We start from the raw sequence: 23,373 nt of genomic DNA, 5'->3' as shown, positions 1-23,373 counted from the left end.
CGGGTCCGGAACGTATTTTTAGGCTGGCCGAAAATAGTGTTGCATGACCGATTCCGTGCGGGTAACGCTCGAGGGAGCGGACGAGTCGACGTCCGTCCGTATCTACGACGACGAGGGCGACGTGTCGACCGCCGACGCGACGTTTCGCTTCAGCGTCGACGGAGACCGACGGAGTTCGGGCGACGACGATACCGAGGCGGTCGACGGCGAGACCGCGGGCGACGACCCCCGCCGTATCGCTCCGCTCGCGGCCGTCCCGACGAACGGGACGCTCCGGTGTGAGGCGCGGCGCGACCGCCGCGGGACGGAACTGATCCTCCGTCGGGACGGCGACGACGTCTCCGCGTGGCGCAACTCCTGTCCGCACGAGCCGGACGTCCGACTCGATCCCGGCCCCGGAGCGATCGTCCGCGACGAGCAACTGGTCTGTCACGAACACGGTGCGCGCTTCGAGTGCGATGACGGCGTCTGTACGGCCGGCCCGTGTCGCGGGGCCGCGCTCGAGGGGATCGGCGTCGCCGTTCGCGACGGGGACGTCTACCTGACCGACGAGCGATTCGATTCGTGCCGCCGATTGGACGACCCCGCCGCCTGACCCGCCCACCCGAACCGTTCGCTCACGTCACGGCCGTCGTCCGGAACCCGCATCCGACCGGTACTGTCGTCTCACGTAACCGGATACTTCTTTTGCGGCTCGCGCCAACGATTGGTATGTCTCCGCCCATCGAGGACGCGATCACCATCTTGTTGGTCGAACCCAATCCCGGCGACGCGCGCCTCTTCTCGGAGTCGTTCGAAGACGCGAACATCGCCAGCCGGATCTACACCGTCACCGACGGCGAGGCGGCCCTCGATTTCGTCCACCAGCGCGACGAGCACGCGGACAGTCCGCGGCCGGACATGATCCTCCTCGACTTTCAACTCCCCGACGTCGACGGTGCCGACATCCTCTCCGAATTCAAGTCCGAGCCGGCACTCCGTTCGATCCCCGTGATCGTGATGACGAGTTCGGCGTCGGAGGAAGACATCGCCCGATCCTACGACCTCCACGCGAACGCGTACGTCCAGAAACCGGTCGAACCGGACGAGTTCATCGAGCTCGGCCGATCGTTCGAGGACTTCTGGCTGACGTTCGTCCGGTTGCCGCGCGACCGGACGTGACGGCGCGTCGGAACACGCCCGCCGGCGCAGCCGTCCCGGCCCCACCGGAGCTTACGGAAGTGCGAGGAGAAAGCCCCGCCCTGAAAGGCGGGGATGAATCCGACATTCCCTGTCACCGTCCACCGTCGATTGCACGATTGGATATTCCACGCTCGAACCCACACCTTCAAGTAGGTTTTTCTACATAGGTTACATATGGCGAAACAGGTTGTCACCCGCACCTATACTGCTTCCATCCGGAACCAGAAACGGGTGTCTGACGACCTTGATTCGCTCGGGTTCTCAGCCTCGAAACTCTGGAACGTCGGACGGTGGGTCTGTGACCGCGTGTGGAATGAAATCGGACACGTCCCCGGTCACAACGAACTCACCTCGTACCTGAAGTCGCACGAACGCTATGATGACCTGCATTCTCAGTCAAGTCAGCGAGTCCTTCAAGAACTCGCTGAAGCGTTCACCGGCTGGTACGGTAAACGACAAAACGGAGACACACGGGCAAACCCGCCGAAGTACCGTAAACACGGTGACGAACATCCCCGAAGCACGGTCACGTTCAAAGCCGCAGGATTCAAACTCGACACCAAGTACGAGAGAGTCCGACTTTCCAAGGGGTCGAACCTCAAAGAATACTGGTCGGACTTCATCCTTTGCGAGTATCAGACTCGTCTTGATGTTGACCTTTCCACTGTGGAGAGCGTCCAACAGGTTCGGGCAGTCTGGACGGGTGACGAGTGGGAACTGCACTTCGTCTGTAAGGTTGAAATCGAGGTTGCTGAATCGCCCGGTGAGAAAACCGTGGGTGTTGACCTCGGTATTAACAACTTCGCCGCTCTCGCCTACGAAGACGGTCATAGCGAGCTGTATCCGCTCAACTGCTTGAAGCAGGACAACTACTACTTCAGCAAGAAAATTGCTCAGTGTAACGATTCGGACTCTGAGCAAGCCAATCGGTTGCACCAGAAGAAGTCGGGTCGCCGCACCCACTACTTCCATACGCTTTCGAAGCACATCGTTGAACGGTGTGTCGAGGAGGGTGCTGGAACGATTGTGGTGGGCGACCTCTCCGGTATCCGCGAGGATAAGGAGAACGGCGAGTCGAAAAACTGGGGCAAGCATGGCAACCTCGATCTGCACTCGTGGGCGTTTGACCGCTTCACGTCGATGCTTGAGTACAAGGCCGAGATGGAAGGCATCACGGTCGAACAAGTGTCTGAGCGGGATACGTCGAAGTCGTGTTCGTGCTGTGGTCGCAAGCGTGATGCAAACCGTGTTGAACGCGGCCTGTACGTTTGCGACGAGTGTGATACAGTAGCGAACGCGGACGTGAATGGTGCTGAGAACATTCGCCAGAAAGTATCTCCGAGTCTCGCCACGGATGGCGGTGATAGGAGTAACGGCTGGTTGGCACAGCCTTCGGTGTACCTGTTCGATTCAGAGAGCGGATGCTTCGCACCGCGAGAACAGGCTACGTCGTAAACCACAATATCCCAAACGCGGTCGGGAATCCTCGCCCGTCAGGGCGGGGAGGATGTCAAGACTCGAGCCAGTCCGGTAACGCGTTTATCGACTCGACGACGGCCGCGGCACCGTTTCGCTCGTACTTCCGCCGGCCCTCCTCGCCGGTCAGCCCGCCGGTCAGGACGCCGATTCCGCGGTACTCGCGGCCGGGATCTGCCTCGGCGGCGTTGACCGCCGTCCGGACGTCGTCCAGCGTGTCGCCGACGAAGACGACGCTGTTCGCGCCGAACCGTTCCGCGAGCGTCGTCAGCGCTCGCGGATGTGGCTTTCCCTCCTCCCAGTCGTCCATCGTAAACCGGTGATCGACCGGAATCGCGTCGTCGAGTCCGACCCGTTCGAGAGCGATTTCGGCTTCCGCTTCCGGACGGCCAGTGAGGACGCCGACGTCGTACCGCTCGAGTAATCGGTCTCGAGCCTCGGCGTCGAGCACCACCGGCTCGTCGTGGATGAATCCCGGCGTCTCGCGGTCGAGGTCCGGCTCGCCGCCCTCGAGCCCCCGATAGAGTTCGTCGCCGAGGTACAGTTGCTGGAAGACGTCGCGGAGCCGCTCGCGGTCCCAGCGCTCGGTCACGCGCTGGGTCGCCCGCGCGCCGGTCGCCTCGCGGACGACGGTTTCGGCCGCCTCGAGACCGCCGCCCGCGGCGGCGATCGCGTCGGTGAACGCCTCGAGCGACTCGCCGTAGCCCTCCTCGGTCGCGAGAACGTAGAGCGCGGCTGCGTACGTCAGCTCCCAGTCGTTGTTGAACCCGCCCGCGTCTTTGAATTCCTGAATGTCGTCTTTGCGGATCGTCCGGTCGTAGACTGCTTCGACGGACTCGACGATCGCCCGCCGGTAGGAGTCGGCGACGTCGACGAGCACGCCGTCGATGTCCAGAATGACGGCATCTGCGTTCATACCCCGATAAATGGGCGGGCAGGGATAAAGTGGATCGAATTCGACGGACGAGCGGGTCGCGTTCAGATACCCACTGTGCCGACGACGGCGAACGCGACGATCCCGATTCCCACGGCATAGAGCAGGTCGGCCCACAGCCACGAGAGAATATTGACGACGTAAATGGCGACGACGACGGGGATTCCGACCAGGACGATCGGGGACCGCCGCCACTCCGCCCGCGACCGAGTCCACAGCGTGTTCGCGTCGCCGAAACTCGGGAAGGCTTTCACGCCAACGGCAAGGCCGACCCAGCCGAGCCCGATCGCCAGCGCGAGCGTCGTGATTGAGACACTCCGGAGGACCTCGAGCAGCTCTGGAAGCCCGAGCGGCGGCGATCGACCGTCGACGGCCGTCGTCACGACCACGGCGAGACCGAGAAAGGTGACGAACGAAATGACAGTGTTGACGAGAAACGGAGCGACGCTGATCACGAACGTCTCCCGATACCGTTCGGGGTGGCCGTGGCGGACGTACCCCGGCGGATTTCCGAGCCCGAAGTATTTGACCTCGACAACGGGCACGCCGACCAGATCGCAGGCCTGCTTGTGAGCGAATTCGTGAACGACGGTCCCGGGCGCGGCGGCAAGTCGAAACGGGATCGACAGCAGGTGGCCGACGCCGGCGAGCCACGCGAGTACGACGACCACGAATGCAACCACGAAGACGTGGTCGATTCCGATAGCCATCGCTCCTCGAAACGAACCGCGATCTGATAACTCATTCGAACCGACCGGTCAGCGCCGTCGTGTCGACCGCGATCCGACCGTTACGGCGACTCGACCGCTCGAGCGACGTACAGCGTCCCCTCCTCGACCGTCTTCCGTTCGACCGGCACCGCCGGCTGATCGCCGCCGAGCGTCGTGAACAGGAAGTCGGCCTCGGCGTCGCGGGCGACTGCCAGCGCCGGCCGGTGGAGTTCCGGCGGCAGGTTCCGCGCGTACACCGCGTCCGCACCGGCGTAGACCGACGGATCGGGGTCGACGACGTCGTCGCGGACGAATCCGACGCCGTCCGGAACGTCGCGGTCGTAGACGTCCGTCGCGGTGACCGACACGCCTCGGTCCGCGAGCGCTCGAGCCAGCTCGGTCCGGCGGCCGATTCCGATCTCGACGACCTGTTCGTACTCCGTTAGGTAATCGAGTATGACATCGAGATTCCGGCGAGAGTGGGCCACGGCGGGACGTTTATGCCACCCGCGGCCATAGCCCTTGCTATGCTCGTCGATATCGTGCCGGTCGGGGACGTCCCCGCCGAGGTCAAGCGGGCGGCCTCCACGGCGCTTCGATCGGTCTACGACTGCGACGTGTCGATCAACGACTCGCAGTCGGTCCCCAACGGCGCCTACGACTCCGACCGGAACCAGTACTCCGCCGAGACGTTCATCCAACTGGCCGAACGGGTCGGCAGCGGCCAGAAGAACATCGCGATAACCCCCCACGACCTCTTTTACCGGCGACGCAACTACGTCTTCGGGCTGGCCTACCTCGACGGGAGCGGCAGCGTCGTCTCCACCTACCGCCTCCAGACCTCGAGCGACGGCGGCTTCTCGAACCAGAGCGCCGCCGACATCTTCGAGGACCGCGTCCGCAAGGAAATCGTCCACGAGATCGGCCACACCTACGGGCTCGAGCACTGCGACAACAACCGCTGCGTGATGAACTTCTCGCCGACGGTCCGCGAGGTCGACATCAAAGAGGAGAACCTCTGTGGGACCTGTCAGCGGCTGATAAGCTGAGGGTCGGCGTTCCGTCTCGGCGGCTATGGGCTGTCGCTGACTGTGGCTTACGGCGCGTAGTAGTACTCGCCGTCGCTCTTTTGCTGTCGATCTAACTGCGAGTCGGGCTTGTTGATCCGCGGGCGCGAGGTGCGCTCGTCCCGGCGGAACGTGACCTCGAGGTTCGCGAGGAACTCGTTCATCCCGTCGCGCATCGACTGCGGTTGGCCGGCGCGACCGTGAACCGCGGGCTCGCCGTCGAAGACCATCAGGCGGTCCGCGAGCAGATCGATCATGTAGATGTCGTGATCGATGACCATCACGGTAGCGTCCTGCTGTTCCGCGTAGCGTCGGATCGCTTTGGTGGCCTGGACGCGCTGTTCGACGTCGAGGTGGGCCGAGGGTTCGTCGAGCAGGTAGAGGTCGGCCGACTCGGAGAGACAGGCCGCGATGGCGACCCGCTGGCGCTCACCGCCGGAGAGATCCGAAAGGTTCTGCTCCATGATCCGCTCTAACTGGAGCGGCTGGGCGATCTCGGTGTTCCAGTACGAGGAGCCGAACTGGTCGGTGATCGACGAGAGGAAGGCGTCGACCCGCATGTGCTGGTCGATGGTGACGTACTGGGGCTTGTACGAGATGTCCAGATCGAGATCGGCGTCGCCCGCGTCGGGCGTGAGATTTCCAGTGAGCAGCTTCGCGAAGGTCGACTTCCCGATCCCGTTGGGACCGACGATGCCGAGTACCTCGTTCTCGCGGATCGTTCCGCCCTCGACCTCGAGGGAGAACTCGCCGTCGCCGTACTGTTTGGTGAGGTCGGGGTACTCGACGAGCGCGTCGGCGGTGGTCGCGGTTCGGGGCGCGTGTTCCTCGAACTCGATGGGGTTCGGCCGGATCCGCATGTTCTCGTTGTCGAGGTAGCCCGAGAGGTACTCGTTGATGCCGTTGCGGACGGACTTGGGCGAGGTGACGACGCCGTACGCGCCCGGCTCACCGTACGCGACGTGGAGCGTGTCCGCGAGCAGGTCGAGGATGGCGAGGTCGTGTTCGATGACGAGCATCGACTTGTCCTCGTCCTCGGCGAGCTCGCGGATCAGCCGCGCCGCCGTCACGCGCTGGCCGATGTCGAGGTACGGCGTGATCTCGTCGAGGAAGTAGAAGTCCGTGTCCCGTGCCAGCGTGGCCGCGATGGCGACCCGCTGGAGCTCGCCGCCCGAGAGGTCGTCGATCGACTGCTCCATGACGGGACCGATCGAGAGCCGCTCGACCAGCTCCCCCAGGGCACCGCGCTCGTCGGTCCGCTCGAGCAGCTCGCGGGTGTTCCCGTCGAAGCTATTCGGGATCTGGTCGACGTACTGGGGCTTTCGCGCGATCGTGACGTCGCCGTCTCGCACGTCCGCGATGTAGTCCTGCAGTTCGGTGCCGCGGTAGGCTTCGAGCACCTCGTCCCACCCCGGCTCCTCCTGGTGACGCCCGAGGTTGGGCTCGAGTTCGCCGGCGAGGATGCGGATGGCCGTCGTCTTCCCGATCCCGTTGGGTCCCAGGATGCCGGTGACCTGCCCGTCCTGTGGTGCGGGGAGCCCGTACAGCGAGAAGGCGTTCTCCCCGTAGCGGTGGGCCGGCTCGTCCTGGAGCTCCTGCGGGAGGTTGATGATCTCGATGGCGTCGAAGGGACACTTCTCGACGCAGATCCCGCAGGTTTCGCCCAGACAGATCTCCTCGGAGATGTGGATCTGTTCGGGCTGGCCTTCGTCGGCCTCCTCGCCGCGAAGGGTGATACACTCCTTGCCCGTTCGATTCGGCGGGCAGTAGTTCTTGCACTCGTAGCCACACCGGTCCGGCTGACATCGGTCCAGATCTACGACGGCGATGCTGTCGTCGGCCATTTCAGGAGGCCTCCGCGGTGAGGAGAATTCCCCACGTCACGAACCACAGTGCGAAGGTCATGAACGCGACGAACAGGTAATGTTTCGTCCCGAACTCGTCCTCGCCGTAGATCCCCGCGGCGTTGATGAGGACGTACTGGACGAAGATCGCGCCGAAGACGAAGGCGAGCGCCTGCGTGCTCTGGGCCGCCGCGTCGGACACCCCGACCCAGGTCGCGGAGGCCAGCGCCGCACCGACGCCCAGCAGCGCGGACAACGCCGTCACGCTGACCGAGCGGATGTGCTCGCGCCGGTCGCTGATCGATTCGGTCGACATGAGAGCAACTGCGGGGCGGGCGCTAAAAAGGCGTTCGGGTTCGGTGGCGAAACGGGTTCGGACCGCATTTTGCGCTCACTAACGCTGTCTCTTATCCGATCACGAACGAATCGCTCTCGTTGGCACCCGCCCGTTCCCAGCGGATGGGGACCTCGTACGGACCTCCGCTGCTATCGGTGGCGTATCCCTTGACCCGGATTTCGACCCGATCTCCTTTCGAATCTCCGTCGACTTGGTACCGAATTTCGTTGGTATCTGAATCGTACCACGCGCTGCCCCCGCCGTTCACGACGGTAATTCCACGAGCGTCTCCGCCCCAGTCGATCTGCGAATAGTCGACGCCGCCGTTTTGCGGTTCCGTGAGATCGATAGCGAGCTGATCACTGCCACTCGGCTCGAGTCCAAACGTAAACGCGAACGTCTGTGACTCACCGTCGTCGTACTGTGAGTCCGGTGGGACGTCGCTCACGTCGACGTTCTCGAGTGGTGTGGTTCCCGTGTCGACGACGCTGAAGAACGTGTTCCCCTGCGCCCCCGATTTCGTCCGAGTGAACGTGACTTCGTGTGGGCCGCTTGGCTCGTAGGATGCGTAATCTCCGACCGAGAGCCGAATTTCGTTTCCGGCTTTATCCTGTGAACCTGCGTGATATACGATCTCGTGGGTATTCCCGTCGTACTCCACCCATCCGCTGCCCTGGTGGAGCGTCACGTCGGGATAGTACGTCGGTGGCGCTTCGTAGTCGACCGCGTCCGGGTGTGCATCGTTCAGGTCGATTCTGACTTCACCGTTTCCGGAGTTGAGTTTGCTCGAGGGAGTGAACGCGAACTCCTGTCGGTCGTCTCCGGGCGAGGTGTACGCGTCCACGTCACCGACTCGGAGGTCGTCGAACCCGTCGCCAGTCTTGCCGTTGCCGCCACCGCGGCAGTTCACGCTGATCGTCTGTGCGGTCGTCCGCTCCAGTTCGACCCGGATGCCCTCCGCTGCGACGAGGTCGACCGTGACGGTTCCGTCCCCTTTCCGATTCGAACTCCCACAGTCGACGATGACGACGTAGTCGTTCGACCCGCTATCGGCCTCGACGCGCGCGTTGAGGCTCGTTGCCTCGCCGTTGAACCCGGTCACGTTGGCGCTGATCGCACTGGCACTCGAGAACTCGCCCGCATTGTCGTTGAGGTAGTACAGCAAACTCTCGTCGTTGCTGTTTCCGATATCTGCATCGGCCGATCCCGAGTTGTCGACGACCCCCAGATACGCGTTCGGATCGTCTACGGAGGCCACCTGTACCCCGCGATCGGCCGCGAGCGACGAGAATCCGAACGTCGGACCGGCCATCGTGATCAGGCCAGCGGTAATCAGACAGACCGCGACGAGGGTCCACAGTCGAGCCATACTACGGCGGCCGCTCCATCCCGCCGAGTCGCATTCGTCGGTTCTGTCCCACGTGGACGACCGCCGACACGGCGAACAGCGCGAAGACCGCCGTCGCCCAGCCGAGTTCCGGTATCGTCTCGGTCGGCAACACCTCGAGCCACAGCCCTGCCATCACGATCGTCCCGATCACGGTCAGCCCCAGATAGTAGACGCCCCACGGGACCGAATCGCCGGGCACGATGTCGAGGTAGACGTCCAGCTCCGCCGCTTCGTCGGTGAGTTCGATCGTTCGGTCGTCGAACTCGATCACGTCGGCTCGCTCGAGCGTCGGCAGATGGCTCTGCTGTAACGACGTGTACACGCGCTTCCGTTCGGCCGACGTGAGTTCCTCGACCTCCTTCTCGAGTTCCCAGGCGGCGACGTGCTCGGCGAGGTCACCCAACGTGACGGGGCCGGCTTCGCGCTTGCAGTAGTGGATGGCGTACCGGCGACGCTGATTGCTCAGCAGGTCGAAAATTTCCCCTTCCCTCGACTGGGCGTCGTCGGCCGCAGGCCCCGTCTGGGCCGGCTGGCTCTCGCTTGTCGTTGCCATCCCCCTGATCAGTATGAATAACAGGTCTACTGATACATAACGCTTGTTGCCAACGTCTCGACCCGATCGGCGTCTTCCGTGGCACGTTCCTGCGTACCGTTCGGCGTCAGCATCACCGACACCCGTCAGCAGGGCGAGGCGAAACGCTGTCGATTCTTTCGGCCGCCACCCGGTTCCGATTCGAGTTATCAATATGGAACTAATTCTCGCGTACTACGCCGGGATCGATATCTCCGTTTCGATCCCGATTTCGTTGCCGGGGTTTGCCGGGTCCTCGACGACGAGCAGCACCGTCAGTTCCGTTCCGCGCATGTCGACCTGACTGTTGAACCCGTCCTCACGGAACTGCTCGAGCGCGACCGTGGCGGTATCGCCGGTCGCGATCGTCGCGTTCTCGTCCAGGCTGTAGGTGTTGCCCTCGCCGATCGTGATCGCCTCGTCGACGTTCCTGGCTCCGTTGGTCGTTCCGTCGATCGTCACTTCGTCGTCCGTTGCGGTGCACCCGAAGAACCAGTACTCGGCACAGTAGTAGACCTCGTTCGCGTCGCTCGTCGTGTTTCGCACGCCGATTCCGGTCACCGTCACGTCGTCGGTGCCGTCGTTTCGAACGTCGAACGTGACTCGACTGTCTTCCTGCTGGAACCCGCCGGTCGACGTCTCGGCCGTGGCCGATCCGTCGACGAGCGTCAGGTCGGTCTCACCGATCGGGACGATCTCGTCCGGATCGCCGCTGCCGGCGCTTTGCGTTCCCTCGCACGCGAAGGAGACGCCCGTGATCTCGTACTCCTGGCGGTCCACTGAAACCGGTGATCCGGACGCGTCGATATCCAGTCCGACGACCGCGTTCTCGGCGTCGGCCGCGACGTCGCGACTGCACTCGAGATCGATGGTATCGCGCTGTCCGCTCTCGAGTGTCGCCGTTCCGTCGACCGGGCGCAGAACGCGTCTGTCGTCGCCGCCGTTCCAGCGAACCGAGGATACGGTCACCTCGACGTCGAGTGGATTCTCGCCGTTGTTCTCTACCGCGACGACTTCGGCGCTCCGATCCGTCGACGGGAAGCCGAAGAACCCCGTCTCGTACTCGATCGTCGTCCCGTCGTACGTCGATTCCAACCCGAGAAGCGCGTTTTGCTCGTCGTCCGCGACGCTCGCCTCGAGACCGCGATCGAGGGCCGCTAAATCGAACCCGAACGTGGGTGCGAGTAGCGTCGCCGCTCCCAGCAGCAGACAGAGCAGCCCGGCTCGCTTGATCGCGTTCCCCATGAAATTAGTTCACCTCCCTCGAACGGTCCGATACCGATCGCGGACGGGCCTGCCGTTCAGTCGCTGATCTCCACCGTCTGCTCGGATACGCTGATCGCGTAGCCGCTCGTGGTCTCCCGCTCGTTGGTGACGGAAATGCCCATCTGGATGTTCTGGTCGACCTGGACCTCGTCTTTGGCGATCGTCTCGAAGATCTCACGGAGGGCGGTGGAGTTTTCCGCTTTGTAGAACTCTCCCCCGGTGTCTTGGGCCCAGTTCTCGAGTTTCCCCTCCGGGATCGAGCTATCTCTCGGCCCGACGAGTCCGACGGTGTAGAGCGTGACGTTGAGATCTTTGGCCTCTCGGACTTGCGTATCCATGTACGAGTCGCCGCCGCGGTTGTTTTGCCCGTCACTCAACAGCACCGCGATTCGTTCTTGCCCCGACTTTCCGTTGACTCTGTAGTCGTCGAGGGCTTCCTTGAGACCGTGACCCATGCTCGTTCCGCCGTTCGCCCTGCCGACGACGTCCGCTTTGGTCGCGTTGAGGTCCGAGTCGAGGTGGTGAAGCACGTTTCCACGGCCGTTGAATTCGTACACGCCGGCTCGATCGCCGTTCGACTCGTTCATCAGGTTGATGAAGTCCCTGGTCGCATCGACGCGGACCCTGCCTGGATCGTTGCCCGGATGCTGGTACACCTCGATGGTGGTGGTATCGTAGCAATAGTACCAGCCACAATGCTCTATGACGCGGATCTCCTGCCAGTTATCGGGGTCGGCGTAGTCGTTGGATCCGAGGCGTTTGACGTCCCCGGTGGTGGTGTTTCGAACTTCGATATCGAGACCGTAATTCTCGTTCCGGAAGGGCTGGTCGACGGGAATCGGTTCCCAGTCGTCGCCCTCTATCCGTTCCCTGTCGATTACGGACTTGTGCGGCCCCATCGACCCGGACCGGTCGAGCACGAACGTCGCGTCGAGCGGCGGTCTCGTCTCCCCGTACTCGAACATCTTGTTTTCGTCGGCGGGCGAAAGCGGCGTGTCCGACCGTAGCGACCGATCGAAGTTGATCTCGACGTTGTCGCCGATTCCCACGTCGTTTCCGGCGACGATCGCGCCGTCGATCGTCGTTCCATCGGCGATTTCGATGTCGGCACCCGGCGCGTAGACGACGCCCTGGAAGTCGTCGTTGATCGTGATCGTCGAGTCGTTCGAGGCGTACACCCAGAGGGCGTTCGCCCGGTCGTCGGGTTGGATCTCGACGTCCGAGAGTTCGACGTTGCCGTCGACGTAGATACTCGTCTGGTTGTCCCCTTTCACGGTGACGCCCGCGAGATTGAGGTTTCCGTCGACGCCGATGTGAACGTTTCCGTCGGAGGAATCGACAGTCCCGATCGAGCCGGCTCCGTCGTACATCCCCGCGGTGACGGTCCCGCTGGCCGTCGGATTCCCGTCGAGATAGTTCGTCCGGACGTCGTCGATCTCGCCGTTGATGTCGGCGATATCGCTGTACGAACTGGACAACTCGGTCGCGAGTGCATCCCTGTCGTTTACACTCGCACCTAACCAGTACGCGCTGTTGTTCGCGTCGAACGGTCCCCTGTTGTGCACCGGGTTGACGGTGAGACCGTATCCGATCGCGGAAATATCCGGATTCCCCCTGGAACCGAGTTCGCCGTTGACGACCGGTATCCCGGTTACCTCTGCGTTGTTCTCGAGCTTGTACGTGTTGTAATTCGCGAGGAAGAGGTCCTCGGTCTCGTTGGTTCCGATCACGTTATCGTCGTATCCGTTCACCTCGAGTGTCGAGTCGAGGCTGTCCGACGTCCCCTCGAGATACAGGCCGCCGTACACCGTCGGCTCGATGTCCACGAGGTTCGCGAGCGGCGTCTGCCCGTCGACGGTCGCGACGACCGTAACCGTCTCTCCCGCTTCGTCGTGACAGATGACGTTCTCGTCGACGTTCCCAGGGCTGGTGCAGTCCGCCGAAACCTCGCTCTCGTCGGTCGCATTGAACTCGTCTTTCAGGAAGTCGTACCAGCCGTGATGGTAGGCCGTGTCGGAAACCTCGACGGTCACGTAGTTCACGTACTCGATGTCTTTTCCGAACGAGTGGAACGTCTCCGAACTGGCCTGTTGGATCGCGTGCTCGCCGGTACCGACGGTCCCGTCGACCGTGACCGGTGAAATGTCGACCCGTCCCACCTGTTCGTCGTTGACGCTCTCCGTGTAGTACCGGAGATCCGGGTCCGAGACGGCCGTCGCTCGATCGTCGTTCACCCGCCAGATGCCGCCGGCCTGGTACGCAAACTCGTTTCCGCCCCCGTCCGTCGTCACGAGAGTGCGTAACTCGATCGGCCGACTCGTGTTACTCACGTACCCGTCCGAGACCGTCACCCTGAGCTCCCCATCGCTCACGATCTTGTTCTCCGTCTGTTCGTCGAAATAGACGGATCCCGAGGTGTCGTTTTGTATCCCGGCCGTCGTGAGGTCCTTGTCGAACTGTTTCAGCGTCTGTTCGCTCTGTTCCCCGTGCGCCTGCGACTCGAGCGCGTCGAACATCGCCGATCCGGCGACGAACACCAGCAGTGCGCCGACAATAACGAAACCGAACAGCAAGACGATACCGACAATGGGGCTCGCTGCTCGGTCTTGCGTCCGAGCGGTACTCCCATCGCCCCCGTTTCTTTCACCCATTACCCGTATACACTCGAGACGTATCATAAAAACATGTATGATTATTCAGACTGCTGTAACGACTGGCGGACGCTCAAGAGCTTCTTGAGCAGCTTCTGCGACCTGCTGACGGCGATTCCGTGCTACCGTGTGGCAGCCTCGGCCTGCCGTCGCTTCATCCACGCTCCGACTGGCGGGTAGCTGTGGTCCGACGCCCGTACCTGATCGACGCACGCTCGCGCTGCGATCGTCCGAGCCATCGAGTGGGTCGAGGGGGCCCGCAGGGAACCCGCGGGCGCTCGACGACCGCTCTCGAGCGTTCAGGGACGCCTTGAACGGCCGTATGGCCGATCTTTCGCCCGTTCTGGATACTCAATACAAAGTGGGTGACGTTCGTGGTAGCGAGTAAGAACTGCGTTCTGGCACTGGCGGTAGATGGGTGCCGGGGCGTGGAACGGAGATCATACCAATGAGAATGAATCGACGCAATGTGTTAGTCGGACTGGGAACGATCGTCGCGGGCGGCGGAGCCGCGCTCGGAACGGGTGCGTTTAGTAGCGTGGAAGCGACACGAGACGTGACCGTTTCCGTCGCCGGAGACGGATCTGGTGCGCTCAGCCTCGACGACACTGACGGTAATACTGCATACACGGAAGCATCGACGATAAGCAACGGGACGCTCGAGCTGTCGTTCGATTCGCTCGGATCGAGCTCGGGGCTCAACGTCGATGCGGAGACGGAGTTCAACCCCCTCTTTCGTGCGATAAACAACGGATCGAACAGCATCAACCTGAGCATTTACTCGGCTGATGGGAATATTCAGACGAGCCCGTCCATTCTGACCGATTATTCCGTCGTTATCGAAAACACCCTCAACGACGGCAACGGAAACTCCCTCACGATCGAATACGCGTTCACCGACGGCAGTAGTTCGATCGTCGGGGACGGCTCGACCGGATCGTCGGTTACTCTCACTGAAGAGAGCGGGACGGATCCAACCCAGGAGATCTCTCTCGTTATCGGCGTCGGTGACCCTGGAACGAGCTTCGACCTCAGCACCGCCAGTGGCTATATCACCAGTATCAGTATCCTGGCTGCCGTGTAAGTGACCGAACGAGTCACCACAACCTATTGACTGCTCGTGGCTGTCGCTTCGCCAAATGCACCTCCCCAACATATCGTATCTACTACTCTCGGTACTCATCCTCGCATTTGTAGTGCCGACGGCAGCAGTCACGATCCAGACTGATACGCCAACCGAGGACGTCGTTCTCGAGCCGGCACCGAGTTCCAACGGAAAGTACGCGACGGTCGAAGACGGCGAAATCAGACTCGATCTCGAGGCGCTCAACGACCGCGCGGTGACGACCGCGGACGACGTATTTACGATCACCGTCACCGACGACGCCGTCGAACGGATCTGGATCGACCACGACGTTCCCGGGCTCTCCTTCTACGAGCGCGGCGATCCCAGTGCGACGATCACCGACTCGAACCCGCTCGAGCCCGCAGCCGGCGAGACCACGAGCGTCGGTGTCGCGGTCGACACGCACGTCGCCCGGAGCGGGACGGAGACGTTCACAGTGAACGTGCGCTACCGAGACGAGGGGTCGTCCGTGGGGGGACCGCCCGAGACGGTGCCTCCGTCCCCGGCTGTCAACCTCACGTCGCTCGACGTCTCGCCGACGACGCTCGCGACCGGCGAAACCGTCACGGTCAACGCGACGTACCGGAACGAGGGGCGCGACAGCGGGAACGTGACCTCCCGGTTGACCGTCGATGGCACCGTCGTCGACCGGCGATCGTTCGCGCTCGAGCCGAACGAGACGAAATCGGTCCGCTTCGTCCGGGCGATGGATTGGCCGGGGACGTACGAGGTCGGGGTCGACGGGGCGGAGACGCGACCGGTCACGGTCGACGGACCGCCGATTCACGTCGTCAACGCGTCCGTCGACGACCCGTCCGTCACCGCTGGTGACGCGGCGCGCGTTCGTGCGACCGTTCGGAACCCCACCGATACGCGGGTCGACCGCACGCTCGAGTTCGCGGTCGACGGCATCGTCGTCGACAGCCGTGCGGTCTCGATTCCGGCGAACGGCGCGCGGACGGTGACCGTCGAGCGTCGATTCGACGAGTCGGGCCGCTACGAGGTCGGAGTCAGCGGCGTCCCTGCAGGGACGGTGACCGTCGACGAGCGAGCCGGCATCTCGATCCGGAACCGCGAGCTCTCGGCGGCGACGACGGCGGCGCTCGCGCCGCCGGCGACGGCGGGACTGTTGTTCCTCGCGGTGGCCGCGAACCGCCGGTGGGCGTTCGTTCGATAGGACGGAGTGGTGCCCCCGTCGGGTCGGGCGACCGACTCGCGGTGTGTTCCCTCGCGAGCTTTATACGCCTGCAAACGAAACGTATCCCAGTCGAACTGTCAGTCAGCCATGATCGTCCTTTCAATCGACCGATGACCGCGACCGCGCTCGTCAAGCGGAGTGTCGCGCTCGTCGTTGCCCTGGTCGTGATCCTCCTGCTCGTCGGGCAACTCCTCGGCCAGCCGATTCTGCTTGGGTACGTCGCGACCGGGAGTATGGAGCCGACGATGGACGCCGGAGACGGGTTCGTCGCGATTCCCAGCGCGGTTACGGGACCGGTCGAGGAGGGTGACGTCGTCGTGTTTCAGGCGCGGGACCTCCACGGCGGCGGACTGACGACACACCGCGTGGTCGACGAGACGGATGAAGGGTACGTGACGAAAGGCGACGCGAATCCGTTTACCGATCAGGACGGCGGCGAGCCCCACGTCACGGACGGGCAGATCGTCGCCGAAGCCCTGCAGATACACGGCGAGGTCGTCACCGTTCCTCATCTCGGAACCGCCATTATGGGTGTACAGCAGTTCACAGCGCGAGCGTACGGGACGATCGCGTCGGCGTTCGGGTTGACGTCCACCGCGTCCTCGAACGGCCTCGGCTCCATGTTGGTCGCGGTCGGCGTCGCCATGCTCGGGTTCGGAACGCTGGTCGAGCGGCTCGGCCCCGCGCGGCGCGACGTGACCCGGTCGCGGTCGCGCGACAACGTGATCGCGTTCTGGACCGCACTCGCGCTCGTCTTGCTCGTATTCGTCACGTTCGCGACCGCGGCGATGGTCGTTCCGTCGGGGACATCCGAGTACGAACTCGTCAGCACGGAAACGCCCGACGACAACCCCCAGATCGTCGCGCCCGGAGCGACGACCGAACTGACCCGGACCGTCGATAACGCCGGCTACCTCCCCATCGTCGTCGTTCACGAACCCGAGAGCGGTGGCATTGAGACCGATCCCGACCGACAGACGGTCGGGATACGCGACCGCGGCGAGACGACGGTGACGCTGTCGGCACCCGAGGAGACGGGCAGTTACACGCGCCACCTCGGCGAGTATCGCTATCTCGCCGTGTTGCCGCCGTCGGTCCTGGTCTGGCTGCATGGCGTCCACCCGCTCGCCGCCATCGCGGCGGTGAACGGCGTCATCGTCGGTGTGGCCGTCGCGATCGTTCTCGCGATCTTCGGCAGCGGGGATATCCGGTTTCGGTCCGCGGGTGCACACGTCCCGTTCTCGACCCGACTCGAGCGGAAGCTTCGGAACTGGTTTCGAAACCGAGAGTAATCGTCGCCGGTCTCGACCCGAACGGTATCGATCGGGCCACTACCCTTATTGTGGTCGATTTCGTCCAGTCGCACATGAATTGTCCCGATGACCGACTCGTTCGGAAACGAATGGTTCGGCCAGCGGGTGCGTTCGGGTGGGGGAGCAGGGTTCGGGGGATACCGGATGATCGATAGTCCGCGTCTCGAGTTACTGCTCGCGAAGCAGGGGCGGGCGATCGCGATCGCGCTCGTCGTCGTCGGCGTGCTCGCGATCGCCGCGACCGGCTGGGCCGTCGCGAACCCCGAGACGACGACCACGCCTCGGTTCGGCGAGGAGCGCGTCACGACCGACACACACACGAGCGCCCTCGTCACCGAAAACGGGACGCTCTGGACCGAGGGCGAGCGGCTCACCGACAGCTCCGTCTACGTGCTGAACGCCTCGCCGGAACTGACGGTCGCGCCCGTGACGAGGCTGCGAAACGAAACCGGTGGGACGCCGATCGAGGAAGGAAACGTCAGCCACGAACTCCTGCTCCGCTTCGAAGCGACTCGCGACGACGCCTCGTTCTGGAACGAGACCCACCGGGTGCTTCGCGACACGCCGTCGGTCGAGAATGGCGTCGCGACCTCGGAGGCGACGATCGATATGGAATCCTACCGGCAGCGACAGCGCCACCTCGAGCGGGAGGTGAGCGGAATCGGGTCGGTCACGCTCACGATGGTGCTTCGCGTCGAGTACGACACCGGACGCCATCAGGGGACGCTCACGAGTTCGGCGCCGGTAGAGATCACGGAGGAGGCCTACTGGCTGGACGGCTCGCTGTCCAATTCGGCCTCGGACAGCCATCGGAGCGGGACCGAGCGGACGACGGAGTCCCGGAGTCCGGCGCTCGTCGGCGGACTGTCGGTGCTCGGGACGCTCTCGCTGGCCGGAGCGGCGCTCGTCGCTCGCCGGTCGCCCACCGACATCGAAGCCGCTCGCCGGGCCGTCCACGAACAGCGGTACGCCGAGTGGATCTCGCGGGGCTCGATCCCGATGTGGATCGGCGACTACCACGTCTCGCTCGATACGCTCGAGGACGTCGTCGACGTCGCGATCGACACCAACGAGCGCGTCGTCCACGACGACCAACGGGGGCTGTTCGCGGTCGTCAACGACGGCGTCGTCTACTACTACAGCGATCGCGGCCTCTGGGAGGAGACCGCCTGGCCGGAGATGGACCTGGAGGAGCAGTCGGCCGTCATCGACGGCGACGGGGAGCTGTCGGCCGACGAGCTCTCCGGACTCGATCCGAGCGACGAGTTCGCGTCCCCCGACGATCCGGACGGGTTCGAGGACGACGAAGCGGTCTGGGAACAGCTGTAGGCTCGTCGTCCCGAGTGTGCGGTCGCCGCGCGGAACCCTTCTCGCAGCCGATACCCGTTCGCGACCAGGAAGGGACAGCGGTACGAACTGGGTCAGTGAGTGCGTGCCGACGGCACCGGACGGCCGGGAGGAGTACTCCCCGAACCTGTCCGCTGCCCGTGAATTCGGCCCCGATTCGAACTCGTGTGACCGAATAGATTCGACGACTCGACTATCGTCGGTTCCGACTGGTCGTCCTCGGTCGGCCGAATCACTCGAACCGCCTCCGTTTGCAGGTCCAGCAACCACTTTTCCGACCGTATAAGCTCGCAATCTATCACGATTATACTCCGGGTAAGGCTCAACTTTTATACTGCTGGGGCCTTTCGATTCGTAATATGGCAGAGACCGACGGGGAGGAGATCGAAGACTTGCCACCGAGCGCGAAACTCGTCTTCAAGGTTCTCGAGTACGACGGGCCGCTGACGCAGAAACAGATCGTCGAGGAATCGATGCTCTCGGCCCGGACGGTACGATACGCGCTCGAGCGGCTCGAGGAGATCGGGATCGTCGACGAGGACATCTACTTTGCGGACGCTCGGCAGAGCCTCTATCGACTCGAGGAACCGGTCGCGGCCGACGGAAACGGCGGCGTCGAGGAGTCCCCGAAGAAAGACGCCTGCTGCGCGGAGTAACCGAACAAGCGGCAGTATTATTTTCCAGTGGAGGCCGTCTCCGGTATGGATAAAACGCGGTTACCGCGATGGGGCTGGCTGCTGGTCGGCCTGTTTCTGGCGGCCCTGACTGCGAACATACTCAACCTGTTTCTGGTGCCGGCCGTCTTTCCCGACGCGTACCGATCGATCACGGTCATCACGACGATGGCACCGGTGCTGATCTACGTCGGCGTCTGGTACGACGAGGACCGACAGCAGTACTGGACCCACTCGCGGGCGCGAATCGTCGGCGATGTCCTGTTCGTCGCGACGGGGGCTGCGCTGGGGTCGGCGATCGCGCTCGTGGCGATCGTCGGGTTTGGAATTCCCAGTTTCGTACAGGACGTGGTGGCGATGGGTGCCGGCTTCCTCCTGTCGTGGGGGGTGTTCTGGTGGCGAAATCCGGGACTGTACACGGCGGAGTCCGGTCGTTGAACCGTCGATAGGCGAGGGGACCGGAGCTGTCGCGGCCGTGGGTCGCCGAGGTCACCGGAGTGAGTCCGTTCCGTCGTCGCCCCGATCGGGGATTCCCGGCGTCGGCGGTGTGGATCGCTTGTGTGTGGTCGCTTCGTACAGGGACTCGATTTCGCGTGCCGTCTCGCGGTCGATCCGGAGATCGGCGACCGCGTCCTCGATCGGGAGGTCGTTTTCCACGAGTCGGTACAACAGTGGGTCGATCACGTCGTATCGCGCGCCGAGTTCGTCGGCGTCGGTCTGGGTCGCCCAGAATCCCGCCGTCGGCTCTTTGCCGATGATGCGGCGGGGAATCCCGATGTGTTTCGCGAGTGCCCGGACCTCCGTCTTGTAGCAGTCGCCGAGCGGATAGACGTCGGCCGCGCCGTCCCCGTACTTGGTGAAGTACCCCAGCAGTCGCTCCGAACGGTTCGCGGTCCCGATCACGAGACGCGACTGGCGGTTCGCCGCGTAGTAGGCGGTGACCATCCGCAGGCGCGCGACCGCGTTCCCGACCGCGTGGGTACGCTCGTCGGGTCGGCCGCTCGCGTCCGACGTCGATTCCGACTCGAGTTCGCTCGCCACCGTCCCCTCGAAGGCCTCGAGAAGCGGCCGCAACTGAATCTCTTCGTAATCGATCCCCATTCCCTCGGCGAGCGTCCGGGCGTCGTTGACGTGGGCCGCATCCGTCTTGTGACAGGGCAGCCCCAGTCCGAGCACGTTCTCGTTGCCCACGGCTTCGACCGCGAGCGCCGTCGTCAACGTCGAGTCGAGGCCGCCGCTCATCGCCACGACGACGCCGTCCGCGCCGGCGTCGGCGACGCTGGTCCGGATCGCTGCCACGATCCGCTCGCGGACGACCTCGAGCGAGCGACGATCCGTGACGAACGCCCCGTTCGTGCGCGCCACGTCCGAGAAGACGAACGTCTTCCTATCTACGCTCATACGTTGGTATCACTCCGTTGTTCACGTAGTATCTGAACGGTTGTCTCGTATATGAAGCTAATCCTTAAACACCTAGTTGCTCTATCCGTGTCGAAGATACGCACGGTCTGGCCTCTGCGACGTTGAGTGATCATATGTCCACTTTCGATCCTCACGCGCTCTCCTTCCGTACGGTTGCAGTCTTCCCGTCGGCCGGATCGATCGTCACCGGGTCCGTCCGATCGATCGCTCGCTCGAGGAGAGGTATCGGCCGACGGCGTAGACGACGCAGGAACTGATCGCCGCCGCGGCACCGACGCCGATCACGGGTACCGAGACGCCGGTCTGTTCGTAGGGATTTCGCGGCGCGGATTCGACGACGGCGGTGAGGGTCTCGACGCCGGCGTGGCCGAGCAGGAAGAACCCGACCGTGATCAGGATCGCGAAGCCGCCGGTCGCCAGTCCGAACATCGACGCGACGTCCTCGACGTTCAGTAGCGCGTGTACCTGCGACTCCGATAGGCGGGGTTCGTACCGCCGGCGCGTGACCGCCACCGCGACGAGACAGGTTGCAGTCCCCAATTCAATGCCGCCGGCGTAGACTCCGACCCAGAGGACGAGCGGTGACGACCACAGCGGATCGCTGCCCGGAAACGCCGCTTGCACCGACGACGGATACGTGGCGACGATCGGAACGACGAGCGCGAGCGCGAACAGCAGGCCGCTCTGGTAGACGAGCTTTTGCGGAATTCGGCGCTTGACCAGCGCGTATCGCTCTACTCTGAGTCGTTCGTACGTCGATTCGCCGAGGAGTGCGTCCGCGATCGGATCGTTCGGATCAGTCGAAGTCATCGGTTGTGGGAGGCGCTTGGCGATCGGGGTATCCGACCGGACACAGAACGTCCCAAAATACGCTGCGGTTTCACTCCCCGCGTCAAATTACTGGACATACACGCAACGATGGAGATTATTTCCGTTAGGCTCAAGCAGTATGTATTCCCCCCTCCCTAGCAACCACCATGGCCGCAACAGTTGGCCCGGAATCCATATGGCTGTGGATCGGCACGATCGGCATGACCCTCGGAACCCTGTACTTCGTCGGGCGCGGACGTGGCGTTCGCGACCAGAAGATGCAGGAGTTCTACATCATCACGATCTTCATCACGACCATCGCCGCTGCGATGTACTTCGCGATGGCGACCGGCTTCGGCGTCACCGAAGTCATGGTCGGCGACGAGGCGCTCACGGTTTACTGGGCGCGGTACGCCGACTGGCTGTTCACGACGCCGCTGCTGCTGCTCGACCTCGCGCTGCTGGCCGGGGCGAACCGAAACACGATCGCGACGCTGATCGGACTCGACATCTTCATGATCGGGACCGGCGCGATCGCGGCGTTCGCGTCCACCACGGGCACCCGGATCGCCTGGTGGGCGATCAGCACCGGCGCTCTGCTCACCCTGCTGTACGTCCTCGTCGGGACGCTCTCCGAGAACGCGCGCAGTCAGTCCCCCGAAGTCGCGTCGCTGTTCGGGAGACTCCGCAACCTGGTCATCCTGCTGTGGCTCCTCTACCCGGTGATTTGGATCCTTGGCACGGAGGGGACGTTCGGCATCCTCCCGCTGTACTGGGAAACCGCCGCGTTCATGGTGCTCGACCTCTCGGCGAAGGTCGGATTCGGAGTGATCCTGCTCCAGAGCCGCTCCGTCCTGGAGCGGGTCGCGACGCCGACGGCTGCGCCGGCCTGAGGACGCTGCATCGACTCCCGTCGATCGGCTTCGCGACGCTCGTCTCGCAGCCGATCCGCGATCGATTTCGTTTGCCGGTCCGAACGCGAGTACCCGACGGACGGCGCCCACGATCGACGCGCTAGCGGAGCCCCCGACGCGATTCCGATCACTGCTCGTGAGTATCTGGAACGAGACGGACACTCGTTTATATGTCGCGGTAGTGAAGCGATCCCCGTTCATGCAGTCAGTCCACGACCTCGGTTTCCGCGCCCAGAACGCCGTCCTGCAGAACGTCGCGACGGACCGGGAACTATTCGAGTACGTCTTCGGTGGTGACAACACCCTGCTCGCGCTGTCGTTCGTCGTCAACATCGCCCTCGCGGGGATCACCATCCTCGGAATCGCCTACCTCGGGCGAAACCTGACGGACCCCCGGTCGAAGGCGATCGCGATGACGCTGATGCTGATCTCGGTCGTTTCGATCTCGAGTTACAGCGGGCTCACGTCGGGGCTGACTCTGGGGATCGTCGAGATGCCGCCGGGCCACCCGGCCGCGGGTGCGACGACGGCCGGCCAGGACGGCGTCCTGACGATGTGGGGTCGATACCTCACGTGGACGTTCTCGACCCCGTTCATCCTGATCGCGCTCGGGATGATCGCCGGGTCGAACTGGACGAAGATCCTCACGGCCTGCGCGTTCACGATCGCGATGTGCGTCACCGGCCTGGCCGCCGCGCTGACCACGTCCTCGCTGGTGCTGCGGTGGTGGTGGTTCGTCCTGGGAACGATCTTTTTCTTCGTGATCGTCTACATCATCCTCGTCGACTGGACCGCCGAAGCGTCGGTGACGGGAACGGCCGATCTGTTCCGGACGCTGAAACTCCTCACCGTCGTCGGCTGGTTCGGCTACCCGATCCTCTGGGCGCTCGGCGTCGAAGGCTTCGCCATTCTGGACGTCGTTGTCACCTCCTGGGGATACAGCATCCTCGACATGATCACGAAGTACGCCGTGACGTTCGTCGCCATGCTCTACATCGCCGACGAACCCGACGTGATCACCGGCGGGGCGGACTACGGCACTAGCATGCCCGGACTCGTCCCGGGCGACGACTGATCGACCCGACCCCCGATCGATGCACGGGCGATCCGTGACCGACGAGGGTGTCCCCGTCCGGGTTCC

General features: G+C 63.6%; 23 protein-coding genes. 12 read left to right on the top strand and 11 right to left on the bottom strand.

Annotation, left to right across the window (positions count from 1 at the left end; genetic code table 11):
- The first annotated feature begins 43 nt into the window (after window positions 1-43).
- From BMX07_RS16395 to BMX07_RS16385, 3 genes are all read left to right on the top strand, one after another.
- A complete protein-coding gene (locus BMX07_RS16395; protein ID WP_090619640.1) occupies window positions 44-595 on the top strand; it encodes a Rieske (2Fe-2S) protein in 552 nt (183 codons plus the stop codon).
- A gap of 116 nt (window positions 596-711) precedes the next feature.
- Window positions 712-1,161: a response regulator gene (locus BMX07_RS16390; protein WP_090619638.1), complete on the top strand. Its 450-nt coding sequence runs from the start codon at window positions 712-714 to the stop codon at window positions 1,159-1,161.
- A 195-nt stretch (window positions 1,162-1,356) separates the two neighbouring features.
- On the top strand, window positions 1,357-2,637 hold the full coding sequence (locus BMX07_RS16385; RefSeq protein WP_090619635.1) for an RNA-guided endonuclease InsQ/TnpB family protein: 1,281 nt from the start codon (window positions 1,357-1,359) through the stop codon (window positions 2,635-2,637).
- Between the two features lie 55 nt (window positions 2,638-2,692).
- Here the strand turns inward: BMX07_RS16385 and BMX07_RS16380 are convergent, their stop codons facing one another.
- From BMX07_RS16380 to BMX07_RS16370, 3 genes are all read right to left on the bottom strand, one after another.
- Window positions 2,693-3,574 (bottom strand): TIGR01548 family HAD-type hydrolase, encoded by an 882-nt coding sequence (locus tag BMX07_RS16380; protein WP_090619633.1) that lies wholly within the window; start codon window positions 3,572-3,574, stop codon window positions 2,693-2,695.
- Window positions 3,575-3,636: 62 nt separating this feature from the next.
- Entirely contained in the window at window positions 3,637-4,302 is a 666-nt protein-coding gene (locus tag BMX07_RS16375; protein ID WP_090619630.1) for a metalloprotease family protein, read from the bottom strand.
- An 80-nt stretch (window positions 4,303-4,382) separates the two neighbouring features.
- The gene (locus BMX07_RS16370; protein WP_175480176.1) at window positions 4,383-4,790 is read right to left on the bottom strand and encodes a UPF0146 family protein; all 408 of its coding nucleotides are present in this window, start codon (window positions 4,788-4,790) and stop codon (window positions 4,383-4,385) included.
- A 39-nt stretch (window positions 4,791-4,829) separates the two neighbouring features.
- Here BMX07_RS16370 and BMX07_RS16365 point away from each other — a divergent pair, with 39 nt between their 5' ends.
- Window positions 4,830-5,351, top strand: coding sequence for an archaemetzincin family Zn-dependent metalloprotease (locus BMX07_RS16365; RefSeq protein WP_090619627.1), 522 nt, complete (start codon window positions 4,830-4,832; stop codon window positions 5,349-5,351).
- Window positions 5,352-5,398: 47 nt separating this feature from the next.
- On the opposite strand, the gene BMX07_RS16360 is transcribed toward BMX07_RS16365, so the two are convergent.
- The 6 genes from BMX07_RS16360 to BMX07_RS16335 form a co-directional block, all read right to left on the bottom strand.
- Window positions 5,399-7,213: a ribosome biogenesis/translation initiation ATPase RLI gene (locus BMX07_RS16360; protein WP_090619624.1), complete on the bottom strand. Its 1,815-nt coding sequence runs from the start codon at window positions 7,211-7,213 to the stop codon at window positions 5,399-5,401.
- Between the two features lies 1 nt (window position 7,214).
- Complete coding sequence (locus BMX07_RS16355) at window positions 7,215-7,529, bottom strand: EMC6-like membrane protein (RefSeq protein ID WP_090619621.1); 315 nt, start codon at window positions 7,527-7,529, stop codon at window positions 7,215-7,217.
- 91 nt (window positions 7,530-7,620) lie between these two features.
- A complete protein-coding gene (locus tag BMX07_RS16350) occupies window positions 7,621-8,919 on the bottom strand; it encodes a hypothetical protein (protein WP_090619619.1) in 1,299 nt (432 codons plus the stop codon).
- A gap of 1 nt (window position 8,920) precedes the next feature.
- A complete protein-coding gene (locus tag BMX07_RS16345) occupies window positions 8,921-9,493 on the bottom strand; it encodes a DUF7344 domain-containing protein (RefSeq protein ID WP_090619617.1) in 573 nt (190 codons plus the stop codon).
- 213 nt (window positions 9,494-9,706) lie between these two features.
- The gene (locus tag BMX07_RS16340; protein WP_090619612.1) at window positions 9,707-10,756 is read right to left on the bottom strand and encodes a hypothetical protein; all 1,050 of its coding nucleotides are present in this window, start codon (window positions 10,754-10,756) and stop codon (window positions 9,707-9,709) included.
- Window positions 10,757-10,812: 56 nt separating this feature from the next.
- A complete protein-coding gene (locus BMX07_RS16335; protein WP_245742138.1) occupies window positions 10,813-13,428 on the bottom strand; it encodes a vWA domain-containing protein in 2,616 nt (871 codons plus the stop codon).
- A 556-nt stretch (window positions 13,429-13,984) separates the two neighbouring features.
- Here BMX07_RS16335 and BMX07_RS16330 point away from each other — a divergent pair.
- The 6 genes from BMX07_RS16330 (at window position 13,985) to BMX07_RS16305 (ending at window position 19,524) form a co-directional block, all read left to right on the top strand.
- On the top strand, window positions 13,985-14,512 hold the full coding sequence (locus BMX07_RS16330) for a hypothetical protein (RefSeq protein ID WP_245742137.1): 528 nt from the start codon (window positions 13,985-13,987) through the stop codon (window positions 14,510-14,512).
- Between the two features lie 55 nt (window positions 14,513-14,567).
- On the top strand, window positions 14,568-15,731 hold the full coding sequence (locus BMX07_RS16325; protein ID WP_090619607.1) for a CARDB domain-containing protein: 1,164 nt from the start codon (window positions 14,568-14,570) through the stop codon (window positions 15,729-15,731).
- A 131-nt stretch (window positions 15,732-15,862) separates the two neighbouring features.
- Window positions 15,863-17,044 (top strand): signal peptidase I, encoded by a 1,182-nt coding sequence (locus tag BMX07_RS16320; protein WP_090619604.1) that lies wholly within the window; start codon window positions 15,863-15,865, stop codon window positions 17,042-17,044.
- Between the two features lie 165 nt (window positions 17,045-17,209).
- Window positions 17,210-18,394 (top strand): DUF5305 domain-containing protein, encoded by a 1,185-nt coding sequence (locus tag BMX07_RS16315; protein WP_090619978.1) that lies wholly within the window; start codon window positions 17,210-17,212, stop codon window positions 18,392-18,394.
- 377 nt (window positions 18,395-18,771) lie between these two features.
- Window positions 18,772-19,068: a MarR family transcriptional regulator gene (locus tag BMX07_RS16310; protein ID WP_006186143.1), complete on the top strand. Its 297-nt coding sequence runs from the start codon at window positions 18,772-18,774 to the stop codon at window positions 19,066-19,068.
- Window positions 19,069-19,113: 45 nt separating this feature from the next.
- Window positions 19,114-19,524, top strand: coding sequence for a hypothetical protein (locus BMX07_RS16305; RefSeq protein ID WP_090619974.1), 411 nt, complete (start codon window positions 19,114-19,116; stop codon window positions 19,522-19,524).
- Window positions 19,525-19,575: 51 nt separating this feature from the next.
- Here the strand turns inward: BMX07_RS16305 and BMX07_RS16300 are convergent, their stop codons facing one another.
- Together BMX07_RS16300 and BMX07_RS16295 are read right to left on the bottom strand one after the other, a co-directional pair.
- Window positions 19,576-20,487: an NAD+ synthase gene (locus BMX07_RS16300; protein WP_090619601.1), complete on the bottom strand. Its 912-nt coding sequence runs from the start codon at window positions 20,485-20,487 to the stop codon at window positions 19,576-19,578.
- 204 nt (window positions 20,488-20,691) lie between these two features.
- Window positions 20,692-21,318 carry a hypothetical protein gene (locus tag BMX07_RS16295; protein ID WP_090619599.1) on the bottom strand — a complete coding sequence of 209 codons (627 nt, stop codon included), beginning with the start codon at window positions 21,316-21,318 and terminating at the stop codon, window positions 20,692-20,694.
- A gap of 167 nt (window positions 21,319-21,485) precedes the next feature.
- On the opposite strand from BMX07_RS16295, the gene BMX07_RS16290 reads away from it, so the two are divergent.
- Window positions 21,486-22,211: a bacteriorhodopsin gene (locus tag BMX07_RS16290; RefSeq protein ID WP_090619596.1), complete on the top strand. Its 726-nt coding sequence runs from the start codon at window positions 21,486-21,488 to the stop codon at window positions 22,209-22,211.
- 220 nt (window positions 22,212-22,431) lie between these two features.
- Entirely contained in the window at window positions 22,432-23,307 is an 876-nt protein-coding gene (locus BMX07_RS16285; RefSeq protein WP_090619594.1) for a bacteriorhodopsin, read from the top strand.
- The last annotated feature ends 66 nt before the right edge of the window (window positions 23,308-23,373 follow it).

The organism is Natrinema salaciae (assembly GCF_900110865.1).
GTDB classification, from domain to species: Archaea; Halobacteriota; Halobacteria; order Halobacteriales; family Natrialbaceae; genus Natrinema; species Natrinema salaciae.
This window is presented reverse-complemented; position numbering and strand designations above follow the sequence as displayed.

What these genes read in the sequence shown, in the direction of transcription:
- BMX07_RS16395 (WP_090619640.1), top strand. Translation starts at nt 44, where the DNA reads ATGACCGATTCCGTGCGGGTAACGCTCGAGGGAGCGGACGAGTCGACG.
- BMX07_RS16320 (WP_090619604.1), top strand. Translation starts at nt 15,863, where the DNA reads ATGACCGCGACCGCGCTCGTCAAGCGGAGTGTCGCGCTCGTCGTTGCC.
- BMX07_RS16290 (WP_090619596.1), top strand. Translation starts at nt 21,486, where the DNA reads ATGGCCGCAACAGTTGGCCCGGAATCCATATGGCTGTGGATCGGCACG.
- BMX07_RS16335 (WP_245742138.1), bottom strand. Translation starts at nt 13,428, where the DNA reads ATGGGTGAAAGAAACGGGGGCGATGGGAGTACCGCTCGGACGCAAGAC.
- BMX07_RS16315 (WP_090619978.1), top strand. Translation starts at nt 17,210, where the DNA reads ATGATCGATAGTCCGCGTCTCGAGTTACTGCTCGCGAAGCAGGGGCGG.
- BMX07_RS16310 (WP_006186143.1), top strand. Translation starts at nt 18,772, where the DNA reads ATGGCAGAGACCGACGGGGAGGAGATCGAAGACTTGCCACCGAGCGCG.
- BMX07_RS16350 (WP_090619619.1), bottom strand. Translation starts at nt 8,919, where the DNA reads ATGGCTCGACTGTGGACCCTCGTCGCGGTCTGTCTGATTACCGCTGGC.
- BMX07_RS16325 (WP_090619607.1), top strand. Translation starts at nt 14,568, where the DNA reads ATGCACCTCCCCAACATATCGTATCTACTACTCTCGGTACTCATCCTC.
- BMX07_RS16360 (WP_090619624.1), bottom strand. Translation starts at nt 7,213, where the DNA reads ATGGCCGACGACAGCATCGCCGTCGTAGATCTGGACCGATGTCAGCCG.
- BMX07_RS16385 (WP_090619635.1), top strand. Translation starts at nt 1,357, where the DNA reads ATGGCGAAACAGGTTGTCACCCGCACCTATACTGCTTCCATCCGGAAC.
- BMX07_RS16380 (WP_090619633.1), bottom strand. Translation starts at nt 3,574, where the DNA reads ATGAACGCAGATGCCGTCATTCTGGACATCGACGGCGTGCTCGTCGAC.
- BMX07_RS16295 (WP_090619599.1), bottom strand. Translation starts at nt 21,318, where the DNA reads ATGACTTCGACTGATCCGAACGATCCGATCGCGGACGCACTCCTCGGC.
- BMX07_RS16345 (WP_090619617.1), bottom strand. Translation starts at nt 9,493, where the DNA reads ATGGCAACGACAAGCGAGAGCCAGCCGGCCCAGACGGGGCCTGCGGCC.
- BMX07_RS16340 (WP_090619612.1), bottom strand. Translation starts at nt 10,756, where the DNA reads ATGGGGAACGCGATCAAGCGAGCCGGGCTGCTCTGTCTGCTGCTGGGA.
- BMX07_RS16355 (WP_090619621.1), bottom strand. Translation starts at nt 7,529, where the DNA reads ATGTCGACCGAATCGATCAGCGACCGGCGCGAGCACATCCGCTCGGTC.
- BMX07_RS16375 (WP_090619630.1), bottom strand. Translation starts at nt 4,302, where the DNA reads ATGGCTATCGGAATCGACCACGTCTTCGTGGTTGCATTCGTGGTCGTC.
- BMX07_RS16305 (WP_090619974.1), top strand. Translation starts at nt 19,114, where the DNA reads ATGGATAAAACGCGGTTACCGCGATGGGGCTGGCTGCTGGTCGGCCTG.
- BMX07_RS16285 (WP_090619594.1), top strand. Translation starts at nt 22,432, where the DNA reads ATGCAGTCAGTCCACGACCTCGGTTTCCGCGCCCAGAACGCCGTCCTG.
- BMX07_RS16300 (WP_090619601.1), bottom strand. Translation starts at nt 20,487, where the DNA reads ATGAGCGTAGATAGGAAGACGTTCGTCTTCTCGGACGTGGCGCGCACG.
- BMX07_RS16390 (WP_090619638.1), top strand. Translation starts at nt 712, where the DNA reads ATGTCTCCGCCCATCGAGGACGCGATCACCATCTTGTTGGTCGAACCC.
- BMX07_RS16365 (WP_090619627.1), top strand. Translation starts at nt 4,830, where the DNA reads ATGCTCGTCGATATCGTGCCGGTCGGGGACGTCCCCGCCGAGGTCAAG.